The following is a 24728-nucleotide window of genomic DNA, read 5'->3' on the forward strand; positions in this document are numbered from 1 at the left end:
AAGCGGAGGTCCCATGACGAGTACTGACGACACCGTTCTCCGGTCCCTCACGGCAGCCGTCGTTGCGGCCGCGACCGTTGCCGCGTGCGGCTCGAACTCTACGACATCGTCGACCCCGACCACGGCCACCCCTTCGGGGCCGGCGCCCTCGACAATCAACGCGCCGCTAAGCGCCCAGCCGTCCGGCACGGTAGCGCTCAGCTGGGATTCCGGGACAAAGACGATGAGCGCCAAGGTCAAGATGCTGGACTTCACGCCGGGAAGCGGTCACGCGATGCGCATCCGCCAGGGCATTTGCGCGGGACCGGGCGACGCGCTGGTCTCGTTCCCGGACGTGACCGCCAACAGCGAGGGAGTCGTCGACACCACAGTCACCAGCCCGCAGCCATCCGCGAGCGGTCCGGCGCCGGGGACCTCGCTGAGCGTCTATCTTGCGCCTTCGGCGCAACTGGGTGATCCGGGATCGCTGGGGTTCACGCCCATCTCGTGCGCGGACATCCCCTCGGCGGCATCGGATCCGCTGGCCATGGCGCCGTCGCCACATCCCGGCCAACACCCCGAGGCCACCGTGCAGGTGACCCACGATGCGGCGAAGAAGACGCTGTCGGTGACCGTCACCGCGAACGGTCTGGTTCCCGGCACTGGCCACGCCGAACACCTGCATCGCGGTTCCTGCGGGTCGCCCAAACCGCTTCCGGCCGGGGTTCTCGAGTACCCGCTCGACGACCTGGTGGCTTCCCCCACCGGTGACGCCCAGGTGACCAAGGTGTTCACGAACGTCGATGAAACTCTTTCCGGCTGGTACCTCAACGTCCATCTTGGATCGTCGGATCAGATTTTCCAGGACAAGCAGCCCACGCTCTATTTTCAGCCGATTCTCTGCGGCGAGATCGGCAAGTAGTGCGGGATAAAAACCTGTGGCCTCTTCTGGCCGTGGCGCTGGTCGCCTTCGCCGCCGTCGGCGCCGTGGGGACTGGCTGCTCTGCCACCACCCGGACTACCGCGCCACCGCCGGGGGGGCCCGCCGACTTGACGTCCATTCTGCTCAATGCCAACCAGATCAACGCCATCATGGGCGCCTCGGCCATGGCGCCCGGCGCGGTCGGCACGGCGATGGTCAACCCCACGTTCACGCTGTCGAACCCGGACTGCAGCGCGACGCTCACCGTCGCCGAAGCTCCGGTGTATGCGGGCAGCGGATTCACCGCGGTGCTCGAGCAGCGGCTGCAGGAGCCGGGCGATGCCCGCCAACACCTTGTCGGCCAGGCCGCGGTGACTTTTCCGTCAGCCGAGGCGGCCGGCGCATTCGTGAAAAGTTCTGCGGCCAAATGGAAGAGCTGCAGCGGGCAAACCGTGACCCAAACCGACCCCGGCAAAACCGTTCGCTGGATCGTCGGAGACCTCACCGGCACCGACACCAGGATCGTGCAGCCGCACACCCACGCAGACCCCGCCGACGGCTGGCACTGCCAGCACGTGCTGAGCGCGGTGAGCACTGTTGTCCTCGATGTCGACGCCTGCGGATATCGCGTCACCGATGAAGGCCGTCAGCTCGCCGACAAGATGGCGGTCAACGCGAAGAAATAGCCGTCACAGCATGGCGGCGAGCATGCTCTTGACGTCGGGCAATGACGCCTGATACTTGTCGCCGCTGATGGCGTAGAAATCGAGGAAGGCCCCCCTGTGGGCCGCGGGGTTGAACAGCTGAATCCATGTCCCGTAGACCGGCCACGTGCCCAGGTTGTTTTGCAGATTAGCGGTGTAGTTGATCGGCAGCGCCTGCTGGAAGTTGTTGCCCTGCACCGCGTGCACCTGCACCTGGGGTTGCTGCCGGACGTCGATCAATCCGCGGGCTTTGATGTCCTGACCGATCAGCATGGTTGCTTCTTGGGCGATGTCGGGCCTGTTCGCCGTGCCGGCGCTGGCGTCCATCCCCACGCTTTGGTGCTCAATGGCGAGGTTGGCGTAACCCCGGCCCTGGCTTTCGATCGTCCAGCCCGGAGCCACGGTCAGGACGACCCCGTCGCCGAAATCGACCGTCGACGCGCCCCCGGCCGCCAGCGGCGTCACGGTCGACGCGAGGTGGATCGAGGCGACCGCGTGGGTTGTGGGAACAATCCCGCCGGGCCCGGGTTCCGGGGGGTTGGGCTGTGTGGAGGGGCCGCTGAACACTACCGCTGCGGTGACCCCGGCGGCGACGATCGCCACCACGGCGATCATCGCGGCCACGACCGCCCCGTGCAATCGGTGCTCTACGCGCTCCACGTCGGGCGCGGCGTCGACGGCGGTGTGCAGCGCGGTGTGCGTGGCCAAAAGGCCCGCCCCGGCCAGCACGAACGCCGCAAACGCGGTCAGCACGATGCCGCGGGCGCCGTAGGGTGCCAGGAGCGTGATGGCCAGCCCGTAGAGCACCAACACCACCAGCCCCCGCACCACGCCCATCGCCGGGTTGACACCGGAACTGCGCAACCCCAACACCGCGACCGCCGCCGCGGTGGCGAACACGATGGGCTGCAGAAATCCCAGGGTCAACGCGATGAATGCCACCCGAGCCGGGTCACCCGCGGTGGCCTGCAGGTGCGTGAACGCGCCGTGTTGGACCACCAGACTGAGCCCCAGCGACAGCGCCGCACCGCTGAGCGCGCTGGTGACCACGACATCCATCGGATGGCGAAACGCCGCGCGGGCGGTCACCAGCAGTGGCGCGACTAGCACCGCGACGAACGTTACCACCGGCACCAGCACACCTAGTTCGAGGATCCGCGACACCGGTGGCAGCCGGTAAGAGCCCGCGGCCAGCGAGATACCCGGGAGGAAATACGCGTGCAGGAACCCCACACCCACGCCCAGGCCCAGGGACACCGCAAACGTCACGGCGATGACGGTGATCGGCTCGCCACAGATTGTGGTCGTGGATATAGGTCAACACCACCGCCGGCAACGCCACCGCGCCCAGCACCAGCGCAATCGACAGCGACCCGAACGCGGCGGCGAGCAACGCCGCCAACAGCGCCAGCGCGGTCGCGTTGCGGTAGATGTGGCGACGCTCGGCGGCCAGATGCGGCATCAGCGTGCCCAGCACCGCCACCGCGCGGCGCGGCTCCTGGGTCGTCGGCCGATTCGGAATTTCCATCGGTTTCTCCTAACCCTCGGCGTGAGCATTCGTCGACGCGGTCACCCCGACGATGGGCCACACGCCGATCATGGACGGGCTTTGGTACAAGTTCCCTGCTTTCGTGAAATACCTTGTCGACCAAGGGGCTAACTTCACTTCAGCACGCACCACGGCTTCTCGATGATGGAGCACCTGCAATTCGAGTTGAACGTCAACACCCTCGGGAAGGAAAAACTGCTGGAGATCGACGCCACCTTCAATGCGAGAGAGCCGACAGCACGCCGTCGACAACCAGAAGGCGATGGCCGCCATCGACAGTGGCGACACCGCGGAGGTGCAGCGCCTGATTGCTGAGGGAGGGTGTCAACACTGTCTACCTGCACGTCAACACCTTCTCCGACGGCCACACGCCGATGTTAATCGCCGCCCGCGACGACCATGCCGAGATCGTTGGCGAATTGCTCAAAGCGGGCGCCGAGGTGCGCGTGGTCGATTGGGTTTTCAAGGGATCGGCGATTCACCAGGCGACCTACAACGGGCGGCCGGAAATCCTGCTCTGCAAAACCGACAGGAATTACAAGTCGCGGGACTGACAACACTCAACTGGCCGGTCCGGATGAGGCGAACTAGTGGCCAGTATAAGTTCCGAGGGTAAATGCGGACCCTACAAACATTGCCTCCACTGTATTATCGGGGCCGATGTAGACCCATGCTGGGAGCGGGTAGCGAAGGTCCTGGAACTTCACCGTGTGCCAGCCGGGTTGAGGCGGCGGTAGACCCGGCGCTGGAGCTTTGTCGATGTCTGTTACCAGGGGAAACTGCGACCAGTCGAGATATAAGCGGCCCAGAAAAGACTCCTTGGCTGCGGCGACGGCCTGGGTGACCTCTGGTTTGTGGATGGTCGATGCGGTGTCTGTAAGCGCGCCATCAGGCAGGGTGCGGACTTCCACGGTGGAGTACACGTCGTGCGTCTCCGCAATAACCTGCCATGCGAACGGGTTGACCATGGAGGGTTCAGCGTCAATGCGGATGATCGGCTTGTTCATAGGTTTGCTGTTGCGCGCCAGCTCGATTGCGTGCGCGTGCTCGGCGACGCGCAGTGAGCAAAAAAGAGCGACAAAGATGAGCGCGGCGATGGGCCACGCTCGTCCAAGCATGCGGGTACGGCGCGCGCCAGTCTCGCGTTTGGCGAGGCCGAAGATCCACGGTATGAGCAAAGCCGCCAGCAGAGCGAGCAGGATGAACGGGTCAAACACAGTGGTAGAGCTGCACGCGTACCAGTGGCCGTTGAACGGGAAGAACGGGCGCACGCCATAGTTGTTGGTGTAATCGAGCAGCAGGTGACCGAGCACGGCGATCAGCGAAAAGAGCCAGAGCAGCCCCCATCGAGGCGCCACCGCCGGAGGCTTCCTGCGCAATTGATGAATGAGCCAGACCATGATGACTGTTACCAGCGCAATGACAGGAGCGGCTACAAAGGTGTGCGTGATGCCGCGATGGTGCTGGAATCCGGTAACCGATCCGCCCAACCGCCATAGAAAGTCCAAGTCGGGGGCCTCAGCAGCGAAACTCATGGCGAGGGTTGCGTAGGCAGCCGTACGGTTGAATCCAGCACGGCTTAGGCATGCTCCGGCGAGAACGTGGGTAACTGGCTCCATCGCGTAAAGGTAGCTGCCAACCAATGCCTGCGGCGCATTCCGGGAGGTTGCGCGGCAATTCGATGGGAGGGCGTGACCTTCCCGACATAATCTTTCAATTATCTTTCAATTCGCGCAGGGATTTTGATCAACTCCTGCGGACCAAGGCTGCGGGAAGGTACGCCCGTGCTTCCAGCAGTCCACAACGATGTCAAATTCAAGAAGTATAGGACTTGTCTATCATCGGCGCTTAGCGGAGAAATTCGTCCACTGGTCTTTAGTCCTCTGTCTTGTTGGACTCGCCGGCGGTAATTGCATAAGCTGTCGGCGGATTAGCGCGGAACGCTTGGTACGTGGCGTCGTTCAGCATGAAGCCAACAGCCAGGACGTCCGCCTGTCCGCCATCTCCGAGGCACGTCGCCGCCACCACGGCTGCTGGCGGATTGGGGATTGGCTTGAGACGAGACTCTCATTGTCGTTCAGGGTCTTATGCGTGCGGATCATCTGCAAGCCGACTGGTGCGAGCATCGTGGAGACGTCACGCACCGTAGGGAAGCAAACGGCGGCAGAGACGGGGTCTTCTTGTGCTCGTCGCCTCTTTGTCCAAGGTTTTTCCAAAGTCCAACCATTCGCGAGGCGTTCGTGCTTTCAGCGGATCGTTTTCAGCGACTGCGAGCTTCTCAATCTCGTCGGGGCCGAACGTGAATTCTGTTGCTTCCCAGTCGTGCAGCGGCGCAATGTCGCAATCGACGGTACGTAGCTTGACCGCGACGTGGTGCGCGTCCGCGCGCTTGGCCCGGAAGTCTCCGAGAAGCCGGGGAAGCACACGCCCAAGCTGCTCGCCGTGCTCACCGGCAACACAGGCGTAACGGGGCACCGGACCCTTCAGCGTCGACCCACCAGCTTACCTACGGCGGGGCGCAGCCCCGCAGAGCTGCTCGTGATCAGGTGTCGAGCTGCCGGAGCAGGGCGCGGGTCCGGTCGCGGCCCTGTGCCGAGGATTCGAAAACTACGCCAACGAACTCGTCGACACCTGCGTCGCTTAGTCCCTGGATCCGCTCAGTGACCGCGCGTTCGTCACCGATGAAGGCGAGGTCTTCCGGTCCGGCGATACCCTCCCGGTCGAACATTTCGCGGTAGTTCTGCTGCCGCCCGTACCGGCCGAACACCTCGGCAGCCGTGGCCCTGACTGCGGCGACGTCGTCGGTGACGCTCACTGGTATCGCGGCGACCACCCGTACCGCCTTCTCCGGGCGGCCGGCCGCTACCGCTGCCGCCCGCAGCGTCGGCACGACGTATTCGGCCAGGGACTTCGGCCCGGTCATCCAGGTCACCGTGCCCGCCGTGCGCTTGCCCGCAAGCCGCAGCATTTGCGGGCCCAGCGCGGCGACGTACACGTCGGGCGCGGGCGCCCCAGGGACCTGCAGCGAACCGCGAGTGGTGACGATTTCACCGACCGCGTCGGCGGTCTCGCCCGCCAGCAGCGGCTGCAACCCGTCGAGGCATTCCCCCAGCCGGCGCAATAGCCTGTCCCAGGGGATACCCCACATGTCCCAGGTGACAAGCCGTTGTGTCATACCCAGCCCGAGGATGAACCGGCCTTTGCTGATCATGCTGAGCGTCAGCGCTCGTTGGGCGAGCAGCATCGGGTGTTGGTTCTGGATCGGTACCACCGCGCTGCCGACCTCAACACCGTCGACCTCTCGTAGCACGATCGCCAGCACTGTGAGCAGGTCGGGTTCGGGGGGCCGTTGGGTCAGCCAAACGCGGCGGAAACCCTCCTCGTGCCACTGGGCGATGTCGTCCACGACGGCGTCGACTGGCGAACGGCCTGTGTTATCGCTGAGGGAGCCCATGAGGCTGATCTGCATAGCGCTCATGCTAGAAGAAGTGGCGGGAATAAAGGTCGGCTATATCCAGCGGGTCCGCTGACAGTAGATCCGCGGGTTTGGCGACGGTCGTCTCGCCGGAAGCGTACGCGATGGCGATTGCTGTAGCTCTCAATACTCCGGCGCCAACAAGAATGTCGCGCCGGGTCTTTGTTAGTCCCCGGGATAGCAACCGGTGGCCTCCGCTGGCCGTGGCGCTTGTCGCCTTCGCCGCCGCCGGAGCCGTGGGGACTGGCTGCTCTGCCCCCCACGCGAACTACCGCGGCACCGCCGGGGGGCCCGCTGACTTGACGTCCATTCTGCTCAGTACAGACCAGATCAACGCCATCATGGGCGCCTCTGTCATGGCGCCCGGCTCGATGAGATTTCCTGACCGGGGCCGATTTTCGCGTTCGTGGACATCGACATCGGCGCCGAGCGCTGAATCCGCTTTAGCTGATCGGCGATTCGCCGGATTTCTCGGTGTTGATAGAGGACCAATTCGTTGTCAACGCAGAGTGTCGATTAACAGCACGGCCTTTGCCGGGATGTGCCAGACTTAGCCGGCGGGGCTGGTGTTGGCGCTGGGAGCGATCGTGCCGCGGATCTTTTTAAGTCATTCGAGTATCGATTCGCGGGCGGCGCTGGCGTTGAAGCGCTGGTTGGGCGAAGTGCGGCCGCAACTGGCCAACGAGATCTTTCTCGACATCGACCCCGATTCGGGCCTGCAAGTCGGCGAACGCTGGAAGACCCAACTCTTCAAACACAATTCGCGCTGTGAGGCGGTGATCTGTCTACTCTCGCGCAGCTGGCGGACCTCCCACGAATGCATGACCGAATACCGGGTCGCCGAAACGCTGGGCAAACGGATCCTGGTCGCGCGCCTGGAAGACCTCGACGACAACGACATCACCTCCGAGTGGCAGCGCTGCGATCTGTTCAGGACGGACGCCCAAACCGCAATCGAGGTCCCGGAGGGGCCTCCGGTGCTGTTCAGCACCGCAGCGCTGAATCAGCTGCGGAAGGCGATCGAGGGCACCGGCGTGGGCCCCGAGAACTTTGTGTGGCCGCCCAAAGAGGAGCCGCACCGGGCGCCATATCGGGGATGGGAACCGTTCGAGGACATCGATGCCGCAGTCTTCTTCGGCCGCGACGGGTCGATCGTGCGGGGTTTGGACGAGCTGCGGGCGATGCGGCTCTCGGGTGCGAAATCACTGTTCGTGGTGCTGGGCGCCTCGGGCAGCGGCAAGTCGTCGTTTCTGCGGGCGGGGCTGATCCCACGGTTACAGCGCGACGACCGACACTTTCTGACACTGGGCGTCGTGCGACCGGAACGCAGTGCGCTCACCGGAGATCGAGGGTTGGCGACGGCGATCCACACCGCCCGGCGTGCGCTGAGCTTGTCCGCCACGTCGGGCGAAATCAAAAAGGCCTGCCTCACCGACTTCGCCCGTGTCACCGAGTTGTTGACCGAGGTGCGCGCCACGGCGGCCAAACGGGTGGCCGATTCCGACCAGCCGGGCACCGCGCCCACGCTGGTGCTGCCACTGGATCAGGCCGAGGAGTTGTTCTCCGGCGATGCCGGCCCACAAGCCGACCAGTTTCTGGTGCTCATCGCCGATTTGATCCGCGCAATGAACACCGATGACGTCGGACTGATTGTCGCAGCCACGATCCGCACCGATCGCTATGAGGCCATGCAAAGTCATTCGGCCCTCGAAGGCATCGGCAGCGTGTTGTTCGACGAACTCAAGCCGATGCCGCCCACCCAGTTCGAGAATGTGGTCGCCGGACCCGCGGCGCGCGCCCGCGAGGGAGGCCAGCAGCTGACCATCGCTCCGCACCTGGTCACGCGGCTGCTCGAAGACGCCGCGGGCGGCGCCGACACGCTGCCGCTGCTGTCGCTGACGCTGGCCCGGCTCTATACGGATTGGACAGATGAAGCCGACGAACGCGGCGGCCAGCTGACCCTGGCCCACTACGAGTCGATGGGAGGCATGCGCGACGTCGTCAACAACGAGATAGAGCAAGTCCTTCTCGCCCGGCCAGGCGACCGGCAGCACAAGTTACAGTTGTTGCGGGCCGCATTCATTCCTGAACTCGTCACCATCAACCCCGACAACGACCAGCCGATGCGTCGGATGGCCCATTACGATGATCTGCCGGCCGACAGCCGGCCGCTGATCGACGACCTCGTCGCGAAACGACTCATGGTCAAAGACACTCGCAGCGGCCATGTTTCGGTCGAGGTCGCACTGGAAAGCCTGCTGCGCCAATGGGACGACCTGGCCGGATGGTTGAACGAAGAGCGCCAGAACCTGCTCAACGCCGAGGACCTGCAACGTAACGTCAATGCCTGGGAAAAGCGCGACCGTGACCCCGATTGGCTGCTATCGGGTACCCGCCTCGCCGATGCTGAGCGCTTGGCCGAAAAGCCGGAATTCACCCATCGTCTCGCCGATACGGCCGAATATGTTGCCGCGAGCCGGAGGGCCGAGAACCGGCGTCTCGCATCCGTGCGACGCCGAACGAGGGTGGTGCGCACTGCAGTGGCGATCGCGGTCGTCGTTGTTATGGTCGCGGGTTTCGTTGCGTTCGAGTGGGCTCGGGCAGCGATTGCCGGGCGGCTGGTGCAGGAAGCCGAGCAGATGCTTCAAGGGGGCCGCGCGGGCGGCGATGTCCGCGCGCTCCAGCAGTTGTTGGTGGCGAACAAATTGGGCGCAGCGCCTGCCAGCACGGTGGCCAACAGTCTGCGCAGTCAGCTGAAAATCCTGGACGCGTCGCCGCCCGGCGGCCCGGTGACCGCGGTGCGCAGCGTGGCGGTGAGCCGCGACGGTCTCTATATCGCCGCTGCCGGCGACGATCATCGCGTGGTTCTCTTCGATGCCAAGACGGGCAGGTTGCGCAATGCGCTTGTCGACACAGGCGCCGGTCCCGCAGCAAACAACGCAAAGGTCTGGAGTGTGGCGTTCAGCCCCGATGGGCGTCGCCTTGCCACGGCCGGCGACGATCAGGTCGTGCAACTGTGGGATCTCAGATCGGGCCGACCCAGTAGCAACGCTTTGACTGGTCACCAGGGCCGGGTGTTCAGTGTCGCGTTCAGCCCTGACGGCCACCGCTTGGCCTCCGCCGGCGCGGACCACACCGTGCGGTTGTGGAACGCCGACACCGGCCTCCTGATGGCGACTCGCACCGAGCACACGGCTGCGGTGCGCAGTGTGGCGTTCAGCCCGGATGGGCGGTTCCTCGCCTCCGGCAGCGACGATCACACTGTGCGGCTGTGGGACGGCAACGACGGCCATCCACTCGCCGGATCGGAAGACATTGGCGACCAGGTGCTTTGCGTCGCCTTCGCTCCGCACGGCGACAAGGTCGCCGCGGGGATGTTAGACGGAGCTATCGGGATTTGGGATGGGAGGACCCTGCGACCACCGGTCGAACAAGTCACTCGCGGGATCGACAACAGCAAGCCGGTCAACGGTATCGCGTTCAGTCCGGACGGCACGCGGATCTTAGCGGGAAGCGGGGATAGCACTGTGCGGGTTTGGGATTGGCGTTCCCGCGCTCTTGTGGGGCGTCCATTGGCGGGGCACCACGGCCAGGTGTGGTCGGTGACTTTTACCGTCGACGGATCTCGGATGGTGTCCGGTGGCGGTGACGGTTCTGTGCGCGTATGGGATGCCGTCGCAGGACTACCTATTCCCGCCGGGCAGGGGGAAGTCCGAGCCGCCGCATTCAGTCCTAACGGGCGCCGGATTGCTTCAGGCGGCCGCGACGGCACCCTGAAGATCTGGGATGCCGACACGGGGAGTCCCGTCGGTGCGCCGCTGGGCGATCGGTCGGACGACTACTCACACGTGATCACCAGCGTCGCGTTCAGTCCGGACGGCGACCAGCTTGTCGCGGGCGGAAATGACGGCCCGCAGGGCGGCGCCGTCGTCCTGTGGGACTTGACAGCCGGTCGTTCCGTCCAGTTGGCTTTCGATCCGGTACCGCCAACAGGCGCGGACGGGCGGGTGAAAAGTGTCGCGTTCAGTCCGAACGGCGCACTGATCGCCGCCGGTAGTAACGACGGTGCGGTGCGGTTATGGAACGCCCACGACCACCAACCTGTTGCGACGATGCGACCGTCGCCGCCTTACCAGATATGGAGCGTGGCGTTCAGCCCGGACAGTCGCCAAGTCGTCTCGGCATCGGGAGAAGACAACAACTCCATCCAGTTGTGGGCCGTCGACCCGCCAGGTCCGACGGGACCGGCGATGGAGGGCCGACCAGGATTTCCCCTCTATAGTGTCAGCTTCAGTCCCGACGGCCGCAGCATCATCTCGGCGAGCAACGACGGAACCTTACGATTGTGGGACGTACAGTCCAGACGGACGATAGCGGTGATGAGCGGGGATGAAAACCCGGTGTTGAGCGTGGCCTACGCCCACAACCATCCCTGGATCGTGTCGGGCGATACCGGTGGTGCACTGCGGTTTTGGGATACGGTGACTCATCAGCCGATCGGTGTGCCGCCTGGTGGCGACCACAATTGGGTGTCGAGCGTGGCGTTCAATCCCGACGACACGCGAGTGCTGTCCGGAAGCTGGGACGGGAACCTGCGGCTGCAGCCCCCGCCGACCGACGTCACTGAAGCGTTGTGCGCCAAGCTCGGCAGCAATATGAGCCACGAGCAGTGGCGCGAGTGGGTGTCGCCGTGGATCCCGTACATCAAGGCGTGCCCGAATCTGCCTGTGCCGTAGCGCCATTCACCCGCGATTTCTGCCTCAGCGCCACCACGGTTGTTGACGGATCGCCGCCAGTCGATTCGCGGGGCCGCTGATCTCCTCCGCGTTCGTATCGAGATGGTGCACATGCTCGTGCACCCATAACGCGATCCACAAGGTGGGCGCCACAGCGCCGGCGGTGGCCATGAGTTCGGCGACCGCGACATTCTCCTGCGCGACGGCATCGCCCGGCGGCGGCGCGGCGTCCGGCGTCGCGGCCGTGGACCCGGGGCGCTCGAGCCGGGCCGCGATCCGGTGGTAGAAATCGGCGAGTTCCGCGGCCCGTTGCCGTAGCCTCTCGCGCGTCGCGTCTATCGGGCCGTCCCACGAGGCGGCCAATCGTGGCCCGGCCAGCGAGTGCGCGGTCAGCCGCAGCCGCATGGTAGCCATCACAAGCTGCCACAGATCGTCCTTGCTCAACGGCTTCGCGCCTTGTTCGGCCAGGTATCCCCGCAGGGCATCGTCGAGCCGGGTGCCCGCGGTCAGGGCGTCGATCGCGGTATCCGGCTCGTCGGGCCGCAGGCCGAGCGCCCAGTCGACGGCCTGGACCAGGTAGGCGGCCCCCGAGCGGAACGCGTCGGCAAGATTGTCGCCGACGAGCGGGCCGGCGCCGCGCGGCCAGAACAGGGTGGCCACGAATAGGCTGACGCCGCAGCCGATCGCGACGTCCGCGACTCGCACCGCGCCGACGTGCCAACCCGAGCCCGCCGCCGTCAACAGGTTGAACGCCACTACGTTGGTGAGCGTGAATGCCGCCTGGCCCAACACGAATGGCGCGGTCCCGGGCGTGTACGTCGCAACGAACACCGCAATCGGCAGCACGGTCCACAGCGCGACCGGGCCGGTCCCAATCGCGGCCAACAGGGCCCCTCCGACCGCGAACCCGAGCGTGGTGCCGGCCAGCGCGCGCCACGCCGTGGACCCGGTTGCGGTCGCGTTTGTCCGCAGCGCCGACAGGGTGCCCAGCACCACCCAGAAACGATGCTCGACCCCGGTGATGTCGGCGACGGCGACGGCGATGGCCAGCGCGACCGAGCCGCGGACGGCGTTGAGGAACCACACCGAACGCAGGCTGGCGTAGCGGTATACCACCCCAAGGCTGCCCGTCAGCGCGCCCAACCGTGATTCCTGTTGCGGCGGCCCTTCTTGCGGTAGGCCATACCAGGAGCGGCGCTCTGCCGCAATCATTTCCGGGGCTTCGTGGCGGGTGGCGATGAGCGCGTCGGCGGCGGCGGTGCGCGCCGCGATGGCGATCACCTGCGCCTGGTATGCCTGCGCCGCCGCCACCCGGACCGCTTCCGGGTCATCCGGCAGGGCTCGTCGATGGGCGCCGCGTGTCGCGCGCGTCGCTTCGAGTCGGTCGATGGCGGGCCGGAGGACGGCGCCCGAGAACAGCGCTGCGGTGTCCTCCAAAACATCGGCGGCCACGCCGAGCAACTCGCGGTCGGCCGCCACCGCCTGGCTCGGGTCCGCTCGGTCGTCCGTCGCGTCCGCGGTGAGCGTGCCGCACCACTGCAGGACTTGCACTGCATTGGCCATCGCTTGGTCGGCGGTGGCCAGGCCGGTCGGCCGGTAGGGTGTCGCGGCGAACGCCTCTCGCAGGGCGTTCGTGGCCGCCAGGCTTGTCGCCGTCTCGGCGGGCGCGGCCGCACCGCGAACCGCCGCGCGCAACTGGCGCCCGAGTGCGGCCGCCGCGGCTGCGGCGCTGGCCCGCAACCGATCCCCTGGATTCTTCGTCGGCACCAGCAGGATGGCGGCCGTGCTGACCGCCGAGGCCAGCCACCAGCCGGCCAGCCGGTGCGGGATGGTCTCCGCGGTGCCGGGCGAAGCGACCGCCAGCACGTAGGCGAGCAGTGCGGTACTCGTCGCGCCCGCCGCGTTGGGGCCGATCACTCCCGCGAAGAATATGACGAATGCGACCGCAATCGTCACCAGCGTGGCCAGCCAGAGGTTCTGGTTGACCACCGTGCCGATCGTCAACGCCAGGCCCGCCGTGCCGGCGAGCCCCAGCTGGGCCAGGAAAACGTCGCGCCGGGTGCCGCCGAAGTCGGTGAAGACCACCGTGGATAGGGCGCCGAAGGTGGCGAACAGACACATCTGCTGCTGCCGGTCGCCGATGACTTCCAGGGTGAGCGCGAACAGCCCGGTCACGACGATGGTGGCCCGCACCGCCCGTATCGCGGCCGAAGTCGACCAGGTCACCCACGGCACGGACACGGCAAAGATTGTACGAAGATTAGACGGTGTTTCTCCCGCCATCGACAACAATCTCTGCACCGGTGACGAAAGTGCTGAGATCGGAGGCCAAGAACAGCACGGCACCGGCCACCTCGTCGGGTGTGCCGATCCGGCCCAGTGGGATCGACGCAGTGCCCGAGGCCCGGAAGTTCGCCTCGGAGCCGCCGGCGGCCTGGGTGGCGAGACCGACCCGTCTGTCACGACCGGGTGTGTCGGTGGCGCCGGGGCTGACCGCATTGACCCGGATTCCGCGGTCGCGCAGTTCGACGGCCCAGGTGCGGGCGAAGGAGCGAATCGCCGCCTTGATCGCCGCATAGACCCCGATTCCCTCGGCCGCCCTGCTGGCCTTGTTCGACGCGTTCAGCACGACCGAGGCGCCATCATTGAGCAGGGGCAGCGCCTTCTGCACGGTGAACACGACAGCCCTGAGGTCGACATCCAGCAAGCGATCCAAGTGCTCTTCCGTAATGTCTTGCAGCCGAGCGTGTTCCACGATCCCGGCATTGGCGAACAGCACGTCGATGCCGCGGCCGCGCTCGGCGACCGTGGCGTAAAGCCGGTCCAGGTCGGCCGCGTTGCTCACGTCGCCCGGCACGCCGATCGCCGTCGACCCCAGTTGCTTCACCGCGGCGTCCAGTTCGGCCCGTCTCCGACCTGTGATGAAGACCATCGCGCCCTCGTCGACGAAGCGGCGCGCGGTTGCCAGTCCGATCCCGGTACTGCCTCCGGTGATGACCGCGGTCTTTCCAGTCAGGAGCGCCATAAGCCGTGCGCTTAGGCGGTTGTTCCCCGGTGGCCGATGAAGGTTGTCGTGGCGCCGACCGGTGCCGGTAGGCCAAGGAGTTTGGCGACAAGCTGGCTGGCCGGATTGCTTTGCGCCATAGGCGAATCCGGTGGCAGCAGTCCCGCGGGGATCATCATATGGGCCGCGCGAACCATGAAGATTGCCAGCCGCGTGCCCGCCAGGGCCTCGTAGTAGTCGATGTTTTGCACCCGATGGCCGGTGATCCGTTGGTACTGCTCGATAGTTTGGTCGCGGTCGGGAACACCGTCTGGCAGCGGCAGCCCGACGCCTTGGGTGTGGTGGCGGATATTGAAAAGCCACCATCCCAGGTCCTGCTCCCGGCTGGCGAGAACCACCGCCTCCCAGTCGATCACGCCGGCCGCGGCGAGCTCATCGGAGAAGATGATATTGCCCACCCGCGCATCGCCCCAGTTGAGGACGTTCGGCTGATCGCCGCCGGGACGGTGTTTGTCCAGCCAGTCCAGCGCCGCCTCGATCGTGGGGTTCGGTTCACCCTCGGCAGCCCACTCGAACGTGCGACGGCACCAGGCCAAATCCGCGTCCAGACCGCTGCGGTTTTCAGGTGTGTCCAGGAAGTCCAGTCCGAGGGCCCGCCAGTCGACGCTGTGGATCGTCGCGAGGGCGTCGAGGCCGTTGTGCCACATCCGCCGTCGTTGCTCCGCAGTCAGGTCCAGCACCCAGCCGGCCGCGGTGAACGGTGGATCATCGGCCGGGATACGCCCGTCGATCCGCTCCATCACCAAAAACGGCGCGCCGAACACGCCCGGCTCGTCCTCGAAGAAATACACGGTTGGCACCCGCACCGGCGACTTGTCGGCGAGCGCCTTGATCACCGTCGCCTGCTTGGACAGGTCGTATTCCGGATACATCCCGGGTCCGTGGGGCTGAACGCGCGCGACCATCTCCCTGATCTGCTGGACCTCGCCTTCCTGCCACGTCGCGGTGAACAGCACCGTCTCGTTGGAGAGGCCGCTTGAACCGGGCTCCTTCACATCGGTGACGATGACGTCGTGGGCGCCGGGAAGCTTTGCGGAGAGCCAATCGGTGAGCTTCTTGGTGGCCAGGTCGATTTCAATGGTGTTTTTGATGGCCACGGGGTGCTCCTTCGGGGGACCGATGCTGCTCGTGAATTTTACGACCAGCCGTAGCGGCGCAAGCCCTTTTCCAGCACCTGAACCATCAATTCCCCCACGAGTTGTGAGTCTTGGGTGGAGCGTCCGGTCAGGAAGGGGTAATCGAGGATCGTGGAAAGGGTGTGCCCCACACCGCCGTGGTACTGGCCGTCGGGCCCGACGGCGTCGCGCAGGATGTATTCCAGCGGATAGAACGGCGGACCGAAGTTGGCTCCGGCAACCGACGGGTGGGCGAATCCGGTGCCGTCCTTGTAGTCGTATTCCCTGGCGTGTCCGGTGACGTGCTTTCCGGCGATGATGCTCTTGCGGTCCGTCCAGTCGCGCGCGAACGCCAGGCAGGTGACGCAATAGCATTCGGCGGCAACGAGTTTGTCCTTGGCCACAAAGCCCAAGATGACGTCGTGCAGGCGTTCATTGTTGACCATGTCGACCATGGGGCCGCTGCCGCCGGGCAGCAGCAGCGCGTCGTATTTATCCAACTCCTGCCAGCAGGTGTCGCGTTTGGAGTGGTACTCCTCGAGACGGTGCCCGAAATCCGCGCTGTTGAAGTACGGCATCTGCGGGAACCACTCGGCCAGGCTGATGGGGTGGTCGAGCAGGGTGGACCGATCGATATCGCGCGCGCGCCGGGCGAAGTGTTCGTCGGTGACCACCTTGTCCAGTGGGGGATCGAGGTAGCCGGCCTCCATGCTGGGTGGCAGTGCGGGTGGTTTTTGACCGGTCGGTGTCATGAAGTCGACCCGGTAGCCCTGCGCGCTGAGCACATCGTAGGGGCCCACGAGTTCCTCGCCCCAATATCCCCATTCCGACAAGCAGCACAGAATCGCGCCCGTCACTTTCGTTCTCCTTCTGTCGCTGTTCCGCAGGTCCCAGTCACGCAGGACGCGGTCTGGCTGTTATACACCTTTTGCGGCGGCTGATGAAGGACATCCGCGCAGGCCGGCTAAGCCTCCTGCGGCAGGTTCTGCAGTTCGGCGGGGGCTTGGCTGGTGGATCGCAACAGTGGCATGATCGCCAACGCGAGCAGCACCAGTGTCATCACCGCGATGAGCGTGTACTGAAACGCGTGGGTGAAAGCTAGATGCGGAGTGGCTGTTCTACACCTTGAGTCGTTTTGAATCGTTCATGAAAAACATTGGCGTACCGCCGGACAGCGGCGCCGCCCCGGGCGCAGAATCAGCGTGGTCCCGTAACACCAGGGAGGTTCGATGAGGTTGCAAGGTAAGAAGATCGCCATCCTGATAGAGAGCGACTTCTACGAGCCAGAGATCCACTACTACCAGCATCGTTTCGCCGAGGAGGGGGCCGAGACCCATTTCCTCACCCGACTGTGGGGTCAACCTTCGATCGAGTTCAAGGGTCACGAGCTGCGGGCGCCGTTCGTCTGCGACGAAAGCTTCGAGGGGCTCAGCGACGCGGACCTCGGGCAGTTCGCGGCCGTCATCGTTCCGTCCGGGATGGTGTCGGACCGGCTGCGCTACACCGAAGACATCACGAAGCTGCCGCCCGCGACCGAGTTCCTGCAGCGGGTCTTCGCCCGCCCGGACATCCTCAAGGGCATCATCTGCCACGGCATGTGGCTGGTGGCCCCCGCGCCCGAGCTGGTCCGCGGTCGACGCGTCGTCGTCCACAACAACCTGCTCGGCGACGCGCGGAACATGGGCGCGATCTACGTCGACGAGGACGTCGTCGTAGACGCGGACCTCGTCACCGGACGCGCCGGCCCGGTGTGCCACCTCTTCGCCCGGCGGATCATCGACATGTTGGCGGCGGACGCCGCCGCATAGCGCGCCGGCGCGGCGCTCACGCGCTGTCGAGGTGGATGAACTTGTTCGAGAGCGCCGAGTCGATGCTGGCAAACGCCTGTTTCACCGCGTCGTTGGCGCCGACGATGTGGATCTCCTGGTCCAGCCGCACCTTGCCGAGGAAGAAGATGAAGACGCTGACGGCCTCCTCGGAGAGGGACTCCAGCTCGGCGAACTCGAGGACGAGTCGGCGTGGGTTGGCGCGCAGCAACTCAGCGAGATCGGCGCGGAGATGGTCGAGATGTCTTGGCGGGATCGCGCCGAGCAACGTCAGGCGGTACTCACCTTCGCGCTGCTCGTGGCGTGAGTCGAGCTCGGACTTGGTCGACACCAGGCGAACCCGGACCCGTACCTCCTGGCCCTGCGGCAAGTTCACGGTCAGCTTATCCTTGTCGAACTCGGTGTACGGCTCGTCGTCGACCCAGACGTTGGAGAGCTTCGCCCGTCCGGGAGGCAGCAGGTCGGGCGCGACCCGCAGGATGCCGTCGGGGAACGACGACGCCTTGGGCTTGAAGTGCAACTCCAGCGGCTGCTCGCGGATGAGCAGGTTGGTGTACACCGCTGCCAGGTAACACAACTCGGTCGAGTGGTAACCCGACATCGAGTGGCTGCCTTTGAGCCGCTCGTTGCCGAGCAGATAGGGCAGGCCGCTGGCGAGGACGTTGAAGTAGACGCCGCCGTCGTCGTGGTCGAGGAACCATGCGTTGTAGAAGGACGCCGATTCGCGGCCGAGGCGCAGGTGCTCGTCTTCGCCGAGAGTGCCGGCCAGTATCAGGTAGGCCAGGATGGCCTGCTCCTGCTGCCACCACGCCTTTCGGTCGTGGTTGACGAAGCGGCGCACCTGCTGCCCGGGCGCAAGCCTGCGCTCCACGAGGTCGTACCAGCCGCCGCGCTGCTGGTCGCTTCCGACGGCGGGCATGACCTCGGCGATCTTCCTCGCCAGCTTGACATAGGCGTCGTTGGGGCGAACGTTGTTGATGCGCATCAGGTTCCAGGCGATCTTGAGGTTGTGGCCGACCACGGCGCTGTCCTGCTGCCACTTGTAGTGGTGGTCGTGACTCCAATCCTCGTGGAAACGCTCCTGGACGAAGGGGCTGTTATCGTAGTCGGGGAACCGAGCGGCGATCGTGTCGCCCGTGGCGGCGAGGAAGTCCTCGAGGTCCTTGCGGCCCGTGGCCAGCAGCGCGTTGATCAGGTACGCGGGCGCGTGGTCGCCGACCGAGTTCCAGTTCTTCCGGGCCCGGTTGTGTCCCAGCGTGTTTGACCGCGGGTCGAGCGACACCGGGTCGAGATGAGAGAAGTAGCCGCCCTGTTCGGGGTCGCGGAAGAAGCGCTCGAACAGGGCGACGGTCTTGTCGATGTCGTCGAGGATGCGAGGGTCGCCGGTCACCCGGTACGTCTGGGTCGGGCCGGCGAGCGCGTAGATCTGCTCATACATCGGGATGGCGTCGAAATCGTCGCCGAACTCCGATGCCAGGACTTGGCGCTGCCCGTTTTGCGAGACGTCCACGCCATGGAACCAGTAGACGATGCCTTCGTCCTCGCGCACCCCGCGCATGTTCTCGCGCAGGTGCAGGGTCCCCGCCTCCGCCGCTTCGAGGAAGCGGTCCTCCCCGGTGAGTAGGTAGGCGGTAGCAAGCCCGTACACCAGGCGCGAGATGGTGTCGGTTTCCTGCTTAAAGTCCGGCGCGATGTAGTCGGGGGTGTGGGTGCCGGCCAGGGTCAGCTTGGTCCGGTAGTTGTGCCAGTCGTAGTTGCCGTCCGGGAATTGGCCCCGCAGGTAGAAATCGGCCACCGCGCGGACCTGGTTGACCCACCAGTCGGCCTCTTCGAACAAATACTCCCTGTCCGGCAGGCCGGGAAACACGATCGACTTCACCTCGAAGCGGTGCTGGTCGCCCTCCGGATAGAAGATGCCGTAGGCGAACAGGTACCGCCCCGGGTAGAGCATGTCGGCGAGTTGCCCGGTGACGTCCCGGTAGTCTTCCCCGAAATTGCGGATGGCGTTCGCCCACGTGTTGGAGGTCAGGTAGGCGAGGCAGTCACGGTCATCGGTTGTCCGCAGGACGAAGGAGTTCTCGTCTTCGTCATAGCTGACCACATAGCCGGCGATAGTGTCCGAAAACGTGAACTGCAACATGTCAGTCATGTGAAACCTCTTGGGAGATAAGGATAACGACACTGCGGTCGCCGGCGTGATAGGTGGGGGACTCGGCGGGGACTTCGTCGCCCGGATCGAGAATGTCGTCAGGGGACGGCAGCGCCGTATCGACCGCGCGGACCCATCGCCTGCCCGGAATGCTCGGAAGCTCGAAATCGACGCTCTCCCAGAACATGTTGAGGATGACGTGTAGGTCGTCGTCGTCACCGAGGCCGCCGAGGGTAAACGAGAGCGTTCGGGAGTAGGCGTAGTTCCACCCGGGATCGTCCAGCTCGCAGCCATGCCAGGACACGTCGGGCAACCCGCGCTCGTTGACCCGGCTGTCGAAGAACTCGGGCTGGCGGAATGTGGCGAACCGCTTTCGCAGAGCGATCATCTTGCGCCAGAAGCGGACCACGTCGGCGTGGCGCTCGGCGAGCTCCCAGTCGACCCAGCTAAGTTCATTGTCCTGGCAGTAGGCGTTGTTGTTGCCCGACTGTGTCCTGCGGAATTCATCGCCTGCGACGAACATCGGCACGCCGCGGCTGAGTAACAGGATCGCGGCGAAGTTTCGTATCTGCCGTTCGCGGAGCCGCTCGATCTCGGGATCCTCCGTGGGCCCTTCAATGCCGTAGTTCCAGCTATTGTTGTCGTCAGAGCCGTCGCGGTTGTTTTCGCCGTTGGCCTCGTTGTGCTTGTGGTCGTAGCTCACCAGGTCGTTGAGCGTGAAGCCGTCGTGGCAGGTGATGAAGTTGACGCTGTTGATCGGCGTCTCACCGGACGGGCCGAACAGGTCGCTACTACCGGCGATGCGGGTCGCGAGGGTCGCGACGAGCCCGGGGTCGGACTTGACGAACTTGCGCACGCAGTCGCGGAAAGGGCCGTTCCACTGTGGCCAACGTTCGCCGGGGAACCGGCCCACTTCGTAGAGGCCGCCGGCGTCCCAGGCCTCGGCGATCATCTTGGTGTTCCACAGGATCTGGGACAGCTCGATGTTCCACAGCACCGGCGGCACCGCCATTTCGGCGCCGTCGGGGCCACGGGAAAGCACCGAGCCGAGGTCGAAACGGAAGCCGTCGACATGATGCTCGGTCACCCAGTACTCGAGGCATTCGACGATGTACTTGGTGACCACCGGGTGGTTGGCGTTGAAGCTGTTGCCGCATCCGGAGAAGTCCATGTAGTACTGAGAGTCGTTGCGCGAGAGCATGTAGTAGGCCTCGTTGGCCTGACCCCGGAAGCTGATGGTCGGGCCGTTCTGATTACCTTCGCTGGTGTGGTTGAACACGACGTCGAGGATCACCTCGATGCCGGCCCGGTGCAGCGCCTTGATCATGTCCCGGAACTCGTCCAGATGGGTGCCCAAATGCGGGGAAACGCAGTAGGACGACTGCGGTGCCCAGTGGCCGTAGGGGTCATATCCCCAGTAGTTGGTGAGCAGCTGACCCATTGGCCCGACGCGCAGGATCTGCGTATGGTCGAAGTCGAAGACCGGCAGCAACTCGATCGCCGTGATCCCCAGAGATTTGAGGTAAGGGATCTTCTCGATGATGCCGCGGAATGTTCCCGGGTGCCGCACTTTTGACGACGGCGACTTGGTGAAGCCCCGGACATGCGCCTCGTAGATGACCGTCTCGGACAGCGGGATGTTCAGTGGGCGGTCGCCCTCCCAGTCGTAGGTCGTCGGGTCGATCACCACGCTCCGCATCGATGTGGCGACGTTGTCCTGCGGCCCGACGGCGCTTGCCCGATCCCACAAGTCGTCGACGTTGCCGAGCGCGTAGGGGTCGATCAGCACCTTGTTGTGATTGAAGCGAAGCCCAGTGCCGGTGGGCTCGAAGAGCCCGTCCATACGATAGGCATAGACCTGGCCCTGACCCACACCGGCCACATGGCAGTGCCAGAAATGAAAGCTCTTGTGGTCTCGCGCATTCAGCACGATTTCGTGAGCGGGGGTCCTCGCCCGGTGAGAAGCGAAGAGCAGCAGCGTGACGCTGGTCGCGTGCTCGGAGTAGACGGAGAAGTTGACGCCGGTCGGAGTGGAGGTGGCGCCGAGCGGCTGGGCGACGCCAACAGTTACCTCGATGTTCTCCTTGGATGTGTGCGGCCCGGGATGTGCGCTCGTCGCGGTTGCGGTTCCGTGGCTGTGCTGGCCATGCCGAGTAGACGTCACGACCGCACCACCTTCCGCCGCGCCTCTGACCGTTGGCCGGCGCTCGGTCGTTGTCGTTGTAGAACTGCCGAAATCTCGGAAGTGTGCACCATCTCACCCCAACCGCTGTGCGCCGTACTATATCGGGGCCGTTCCGCCGACAGGGGCGGATCGGCAATTATTCCCGAGCTGTTTGCCGCGGGCGGGCCTGTTCGGCCCGAATTCCAGGACAGGTGTGGTGCAAGACGTGCACAGTGATTCATCATGTCGCTTGAGCGAGCAGGGTTGCGGCCGATGCGCAATTCCGGAGCGCTCACCTAATCGATGGGCTGCGAACGACGGGCAAGGCACAACGAACTTCCGGGAAGGCACTAGTCATGAGTCAGAAAACTGGACGGTTCGTCGTGCTGGAACAGTTCGTCGCCGACGGCTTCGACTACATGTTCGGCAACCCTGGCACCGTCGAGCAGGGCTTCCTCGACGCGCTGGACGCTTATCCGCAGCTGCAGTACGTCCTTGCCTTGCAAGAATCCGTGGCCGTCCTGATGGCCGACGGCTATGCCCGTGCCGCGCGCAAGCCGGCGCTGGTGCAGATTCACAGCACGCCAGGGCTCGGCAACGCCCTGGGCGCGCTCTACCAGGCCAAGCGCGGCCACGCGCCGCTGGTCGTCATCGGTGGTGACGCGGGCGTCAAGTACCAGGCGATGGATTCGCAGATGGCCGGCGATCTGGTGGCGATGGCCGCGCCCTTCACGAAATATTCCACGATGGTGCTGGAGCCCTCGTCGCTGTTGCGTGTCCTGCGGCGCGCGATCAAGATCGCCACCACGCCGCCGATGGGTCCGGTGTATGTCTGTCTGCCGATGGACGTCCTCGATGCGCCCGCCATCGAAGACGTGGCGCCGACCCCGGTGCTGTCGACCCGGGTGGTCCCCGAGGCCGCTGCCATCCGCGAGGCCGCGGTGCTGCTGGCGGCCGCGGACAAGCCCACGGTCTTCGTCGGCGACGGCGTCGCCTTCTCGGGTGCGCAACCGGAGTTGGCGCGAGTGGCTGAGCTACTGGGGGCCGAGGTCTGGGAGGTAGACGCCGGCGAGCTGAACATCGATCACACCCATCCGCTCTACCGCGGCGGCACCGGTCACATGTTCGGTTACCAGAGCTTGCCGATCACCACCAAGGGGGACGTGAATCTGGTGTGCGGCACCTACATGGTCAACGAGGTCTTTCCGGAACTGGGCCCCATCTTTGCCGAGGGCGCTCAGGTGATCCACATTGACCTGAACGCCTACGAGATCGCCAAGTGTCATCCTGTGACGGTCGGGTTGGTCAGCGATCCCAAGTTGACGCTCGGCTTGCTGGCGGCTGCGCTCGAAGAGTTGCTGACGCCGGCTCAGAGGACCGCGGCGGCGGCGCGGGCGAAAGACATCGAGCAGGCCCGAGCCGATGAGCTCACCGCCCTGCGCGAACAGGATCGCAAGAACCGCGACCGTGTGCCCATGCACCTCGCCCGCTTCATCGAGGAGCTTGTGCCGCGGCTCCCCGGGGACGCGATCATCTTCGACGAAGCGCTGACGTGTTCTCCGGACATCACCCGGCACTGGGTGCCGCGTACGCCGGGACAGTATTTCCTGACCCGCGGCGGTTCGCTGGGCGTGGGCATTCCCGGCTCGATCGGAGCGAAATTCGCCAACCCTGACAAGACGGTGATCGGCTTCACCGGTGACGGCGGCAGCATGTATACGATCCAGGCGCTCTGGACGGCAGCCCGGCACAACCTGGATGTCAAATTCGTCATCTGCAACAACGGCTCTTATCGGCTGCTGCAAGTGAACATCGAGGCGTACTGGAAGGAGCGGCAGTACACTGCTCACGACTACCCGTTCTGTTTTGACCTATCGCAACCGCCGATCCACTTCGTGGGTCTCGCCGAGGCGATGGGCGTCCCGGGCGCGCGGATCGAAAGACCCGATCAGATCGGCCCGGCGCTAGACAAAGCGCTGTCGCACAGGGGTCCGTTTCTGCTTGATGTAGTGGTCGAGGGCAACGTCAGGCCGGAAATGGTCGGCATGCACTGCGGGCAGTAGCACTTAACAAAATCGCCTTCGAGTAATCCCACGTGAGGAGTCAACCGTGATTCACCAGCTGATTTTCGCTCACCCCAAGCCCGGAATGAGCGAATCCGACTTCCAGCGCTACTGGAAGGAAGTTCACGCTGTCAAATACGCCAGCAAAATCCCGCAGATAAAGAAGTACATGATCGACTGCCGCATCCCCTTTGGGCCGGAACCGGCAGACCCGCTCTGGAGCGGGGTTGCGGAGATCTTTCTGGAGAACGAGCAAGAGCAACTCGCGAGTCTGCAGTCGAAAGAGTTCCTCGAAGGGGCACGGTTGGACGAACCTAACTGGGCTGCGTTCTGGCGGACCATCGTGCTTGACACCGCCGACCACGTCCTGCTCCCGGGCCCGGCGTTCACCGCCCCGTCAACGATGGTGAAAATCATCGGCTTGGCCAAACGCAAGGAAGGGATGCCGTTGGCGGAGTTCCGCCGTTACAGCCTGGAAACACATGCAGCCAAGGACCTGAAGCTGCCGGGCCTGCGCCGTTACTACCAATGCCACGTCAACGACGGAGCCTACGCCCTGGGTGAAGCTTTCCTGGATTCCGCCAGCATCCTGTGGTTCGACAACGTCGAAGCCATTGCGACGATGATGGAGTCGCCGGAATTCGCCGAAGCCGCCGCCGACATGGTCAACTTCATCAACCCGAAATATGCACACATGATGGTGACGGACGAAACCTGGATCATCGGGCCCGAACCGCGCTGATCCCGACAGAGTCGACATGAACCAAATGTCCGCCATGAACGCTCCGGCGGCATTGCCGGGCGTCCTCCGTTTTGCCGGTAGCCGGTCGGGTTGGAGCCTGTCCGGCTAAAGACATTCGGCTGCAACGTCTTCGCGCTTCTGTGAGCGGGACGATGATCGACGGCCCCGGGTATCGCCGTAATTGATGGGCCTGCAACGCCGCCCTGGCGCCGGGTTCTGCCAATAGACCCCGACGTCGAC

General features: G+C 64.9%; 18 protein-coding genes. 7 read left to right on the forward strand and 11 right to left on the reverse strand.

Annotation, left to right across the window (positions count from 1 at the left end; genetic code table 11):
• The first annotated feature begins 13 nt into the window (after window positions 1-13).
• Both ACLP9N_RS24565 and ACLP9N_RS24570 read left to right on the forward strand, forming a co-directional pair.
• Window positions 14-901: a hypothetical protein gene (locus tag ACLP9N_RS24565; protein ID WP_442409818.1), complete on the forward strand. Its 888-nt coding sequence runs from the start codon at window positions 14-16 to the stop codon at window positions 899-901.
• Window positions 901-1587, forward strand: coding sequence for a sensor domain-containing protein (locus ACLP9N_RS24570; protein WP_442409819.1), 687 nt, complete (start codon window positions 901-903; stop codon window positions 1585-1587). Before ACLP9N_RS24565 ends, ACLP9N_RS24570 begins: the two co-directional genes overlap by 1 nt.
• Window positions 1588-1590: 3 nt before the next feature.
• Here ACLP9N_RS24570 and ACLP9N_RS24575 read toward each other — a convergent pair whose 3' ends face one another.
• Window positions 1591-2874 carry a hypothetical protein gene (locus ACLP9N_RS24575; protein ID WP_442409820.1) on the reverse strand — a complete coding sequence of 428 codons (1284 nt, stop codon included), beginning with the start codon at window positions 2872-2874 and terminating at the stop codon, window positions 1591-1593.
• Between the two features lie 268 nt (window positions 2875-3142).
• Window positions 3143-3427, reverse strand: a complete 285-nt coding sequence (locus ACLP9N_RS24580; RefSeq protein ID WP_442409821.1) for a hypothetical protein — start codon at window positions 3425-3427, stop codon at window positions 3143-3145.
• Window positions 3428-3462: 35 nt separating this feature from the next.
• On the opposite strand from ACLP9N_RS24580, the gene ACLP9N_RS24585 reads away from it, so the two are divergent.
• Window positions 3463-3708: a hypothetical protein gene (locus tag ACLP9N_RS24585; protein WP_442409822.1), complete on the forward strand. Its 246-nt coding sequence runs from the start codon at window positions 3463-3465 to the stop codon at window positions 3706-3708.
• 33 nt (window positions 3709-3741) lie between these two features.
• On the opposite strand, the gene ACLP9N_RS24590 is transcribed toward ACLP9N_RS24585, so the two are convergent.
• From ACLP9N_RS24590 to ACLP9N_RS24600, 3 genes are all read right to left on the reverse strand, one after another.
• Window positions 3742-4773 carry a metal-dependent hydrolase gene (locus ACLP9N_RS24590; RefSeq protein WP_442409823.1) on the reverse strand — a complete coding sequence of 344 codons (1032 nt, stop codon included), beginning with the start codon at window positions 4771-4773 and terminating at the stop codon, window positions 3742-3744.
• Window positions 4774-5290: 517 nt separating this feature from the next.
• Entirely contained in the window at window positions 5291-5629 is a 339-nt protein-coding gene (locus ACLP9N_RS24595; protein ID WP_442409824.1) for a hypothetical protein, read from the reverse strand.
• A 67-nt stretch (window positions 5630-5696) separates the two neighbouring features.
• Window positions 5697-6632 (reverse strand): TIGR03564 family F420-dependent LLM class oxidoreductase, encoded by a 936-nt coding sequence (locus ACLP9N_RS24600; RefSeq protein WP_442409825.1) that lies wholly within the window; start codon window positions 6630-6632, stop codon window positions 5697-5699.
• A 563-nt stretch (window positions 6633-7195) separates the two neighbouring features.
• Here ACLP9N_RS24600 and ACLP9N_RS24605 point away from each other — a divergent pair.
• On the forward strand, window positions 7196-11365 hold the full coding sequence (locus tag ACLP9N_RS24605) for an nSTAND1 domain-containing NTPase (RefSeq protein WP_442409826.1): 4170 nt from the start codon (window positions 7196-7198) through the stop codon (window positions 11363-11365).
• 24 nt (window positions 11366-11389) lie between these two features.
• On the opposite strand, the gene ACLP9N_RS24610 is transcribed toward ACLP9N_RS24605, so the two are convergent.
• The 4 genes from ACLP9N_RS24610 to ACLP9N_RS24625 are packed head-to-tail and all read right to left on the reverse strand — an operon-like array spanning window position 11390 to window position 16401.
• Entirely contained in the window at window positions 11390-13606 is a 2217-nt protein-coding gene (locus tag ACLP9N_RS24610; RefSeq protein WP_442409827.1) for an FUSC family protein, read from the reverse strand.
• Window positions 13607-13625: 19 nt separating this feature from the next.
• Window positions 13626-14390: an SDR family NAD(P)-dependent oxidoreductase gene (locus ACLP9N_RS24615; protein WP_442409828.1), complete on the reverse strand. Its 765-nt coding sequence runs from the start codon at window positions 14388-14390 to the stop codon at window positions 13626-13628.
• 11 nt (window positions 14391-14401) lie between these two features.
• On the reverse strand, window positions 14402-15526 hold the full coding sequence (locus ACLP9N_RS24620) for a phosphotransferase family protein (RefSeq protein ID WP_442409829.1): 1125 nt from the start codon (window positions 15524-15526) through the stop codon (window positions 14402-14404).
• Window positions 15527-15564: 38 nt separating this feature from the next.
• On the reverse strand, window positions 15565-16401 hold the full coding sequence (locus ACLP9N_RS24625) for a type 1 glutamine amidotransferase domain-containing protein (protein ID WP_442409830.1): 837 nt from the start codon (window positions 16399-16401) through the stop codon (window positions 15565-15567).
• 372 nt (window positions 16402-16773) lie between these two features.
• On the opposite strand from ACLP9N_RS24625, the gene ACLP9N_RS24630 reads away from it, so the two are divergent.
• Complete coding sequence (locus tag ACLP9N_RS24630; RefSeq protein ID WP_442409831.1) at window positions 16774-17352, forward strand: DJ-1/PfpI family protein; 579 nt, start codon at window positions 16774-16776, stop codon at window positions 17350-17352.
• 16 nt (window positions 17353-17368) lie between these two features.
• Here ACLP9N_RS24630 and ACLP9N_RS24635 read toward each other — a convergent pair whose 3' ends face one another.
• Both ACLP9N_RS24635 and glgX read right to left on the reverse strand, forming a co-directional pair.
• Window positions 17369-19519: an AGE family epimerase/isomerase gene (locus ACLP9N_RS24635; protein WP_442409832.1), complete on the reverse strand. Its 2151-nt coding sequence runs from the start codon at window positions 19517-19519 to the stop codon at window positions 17369-17371.
• Window positions 19512-21683, reverse strand: coding sequence for a glycogen debranching protein GlgX (glgX, locus tag ACLP9N_RS24640; RefSeq protein WP_442409833.1), 2172 nt, complete (start codon window positions 21681-21683; stop codon window positions 19512-19514). The genes ACLP9N_RS24635 and glgX overlap by 8 nt, the downstream gene beginning before the upstream one ends.
• Before the next feature lie 356 nt (window positions 21684-22039).
• Between glgX and ACLP9N_RS24645 the strand changes: the two genes are divergently transcribed.
• Complete coding sequence (locus ACLP9N_RS24645; RefSeq protein WP_442409834.1) at window positions 22040-23746, forward strand: thiamine pyrophosphate-binding protein; 1707 nt, start codon at window positions 22040-22042, stop codon at window positions 23744-23746.
• A 46-nt stretch (window positions 23747-23792) separates the two neighbouring features.
• A complete protein-coding gene (locus ACLP9N_RS24650) occupies window positions 23793-24488 on the forward strand; it encodes an EthD domain-containing protein (protein WP_442409835.1) in 696 nt (231 codons plus the stop codon).
• The last annotated feature ends 240 nt before the right edge of the window (window positions 24489-24728 follow it).

It is taken from the genome of Mycobacterium sp., assembly GCF_052144515.1.
GTDB lineage: Bacteria > Actinomycetota > Actinomycetes > Mycobacteriales > Mycobacteriaceae > Mycobacterium.

What these genes read in the sequence shown, in the direction of transcription:
- ACLP9N_RS24600 (WP_442409825.1), bottom strand. Translation starts at nt 6,632, where the DNA reads ATGAGCGCTATGCAGATCAGCCTCATGGGCTCCCTCAGCGATAACACA.
- ACLP9N_RS24590 (WP_442409823.1), bottom strand. Translation starts at nt 4,773, where the DNA reads ATGGAGCCAGTTACCCACGTTCTCGCCGGAGCATGCCTAAGCCGTGCT.
- ACLP9N_RS24580 (WP_442409821.1), bottom strand. Translation starts at nt 3,427, where the DNA reads ATGGCGGCCATCGCCTTCTGGTTGTCGACGGCGTGCTGTCGGCTCTCT.
- ACLP9N_RS24565 (WP_442409818.1), top strand. Translation starts at nt 14, where the DNA reads ATGACGAGTACTGACGACACCGTTCTCCGGTCCCTCACGGCAGCCGTC.
- ACLP9N_RS24615 (WP_442409828.1), bottom strand. Translation starts at nt 14,390, where the DNA reads ATGGCGCTCCTGACTGGAAAGACCGCGGTCATCACCGGAGGCAGTACC.
- ACLP9N_RS24635 (WP_442409832.1), bottom strand. Translation starts at nt 19,519, where the DNA reads ATGACTGACATGTTGCAGTTCACGTTTTCGGACACTATCGCCGGCTAT.
- ACLP9N_RS24630 (WP_442409831.1), top strand. Translation starts at nt 16,774, where the DNA reads ATGAGGTTGCAAGGTAAGAAGATCGCCATCCTGATAGAGAGCGACTTC.
- ACLP9N_RS24645 (WP_442409834.1), top strand. Translation starts at nt 22,040, where the DNA reads ATGAGTCAGAAAACTGGACGGTTCGTCGTGCTGGAACAGTTCGTCGCC.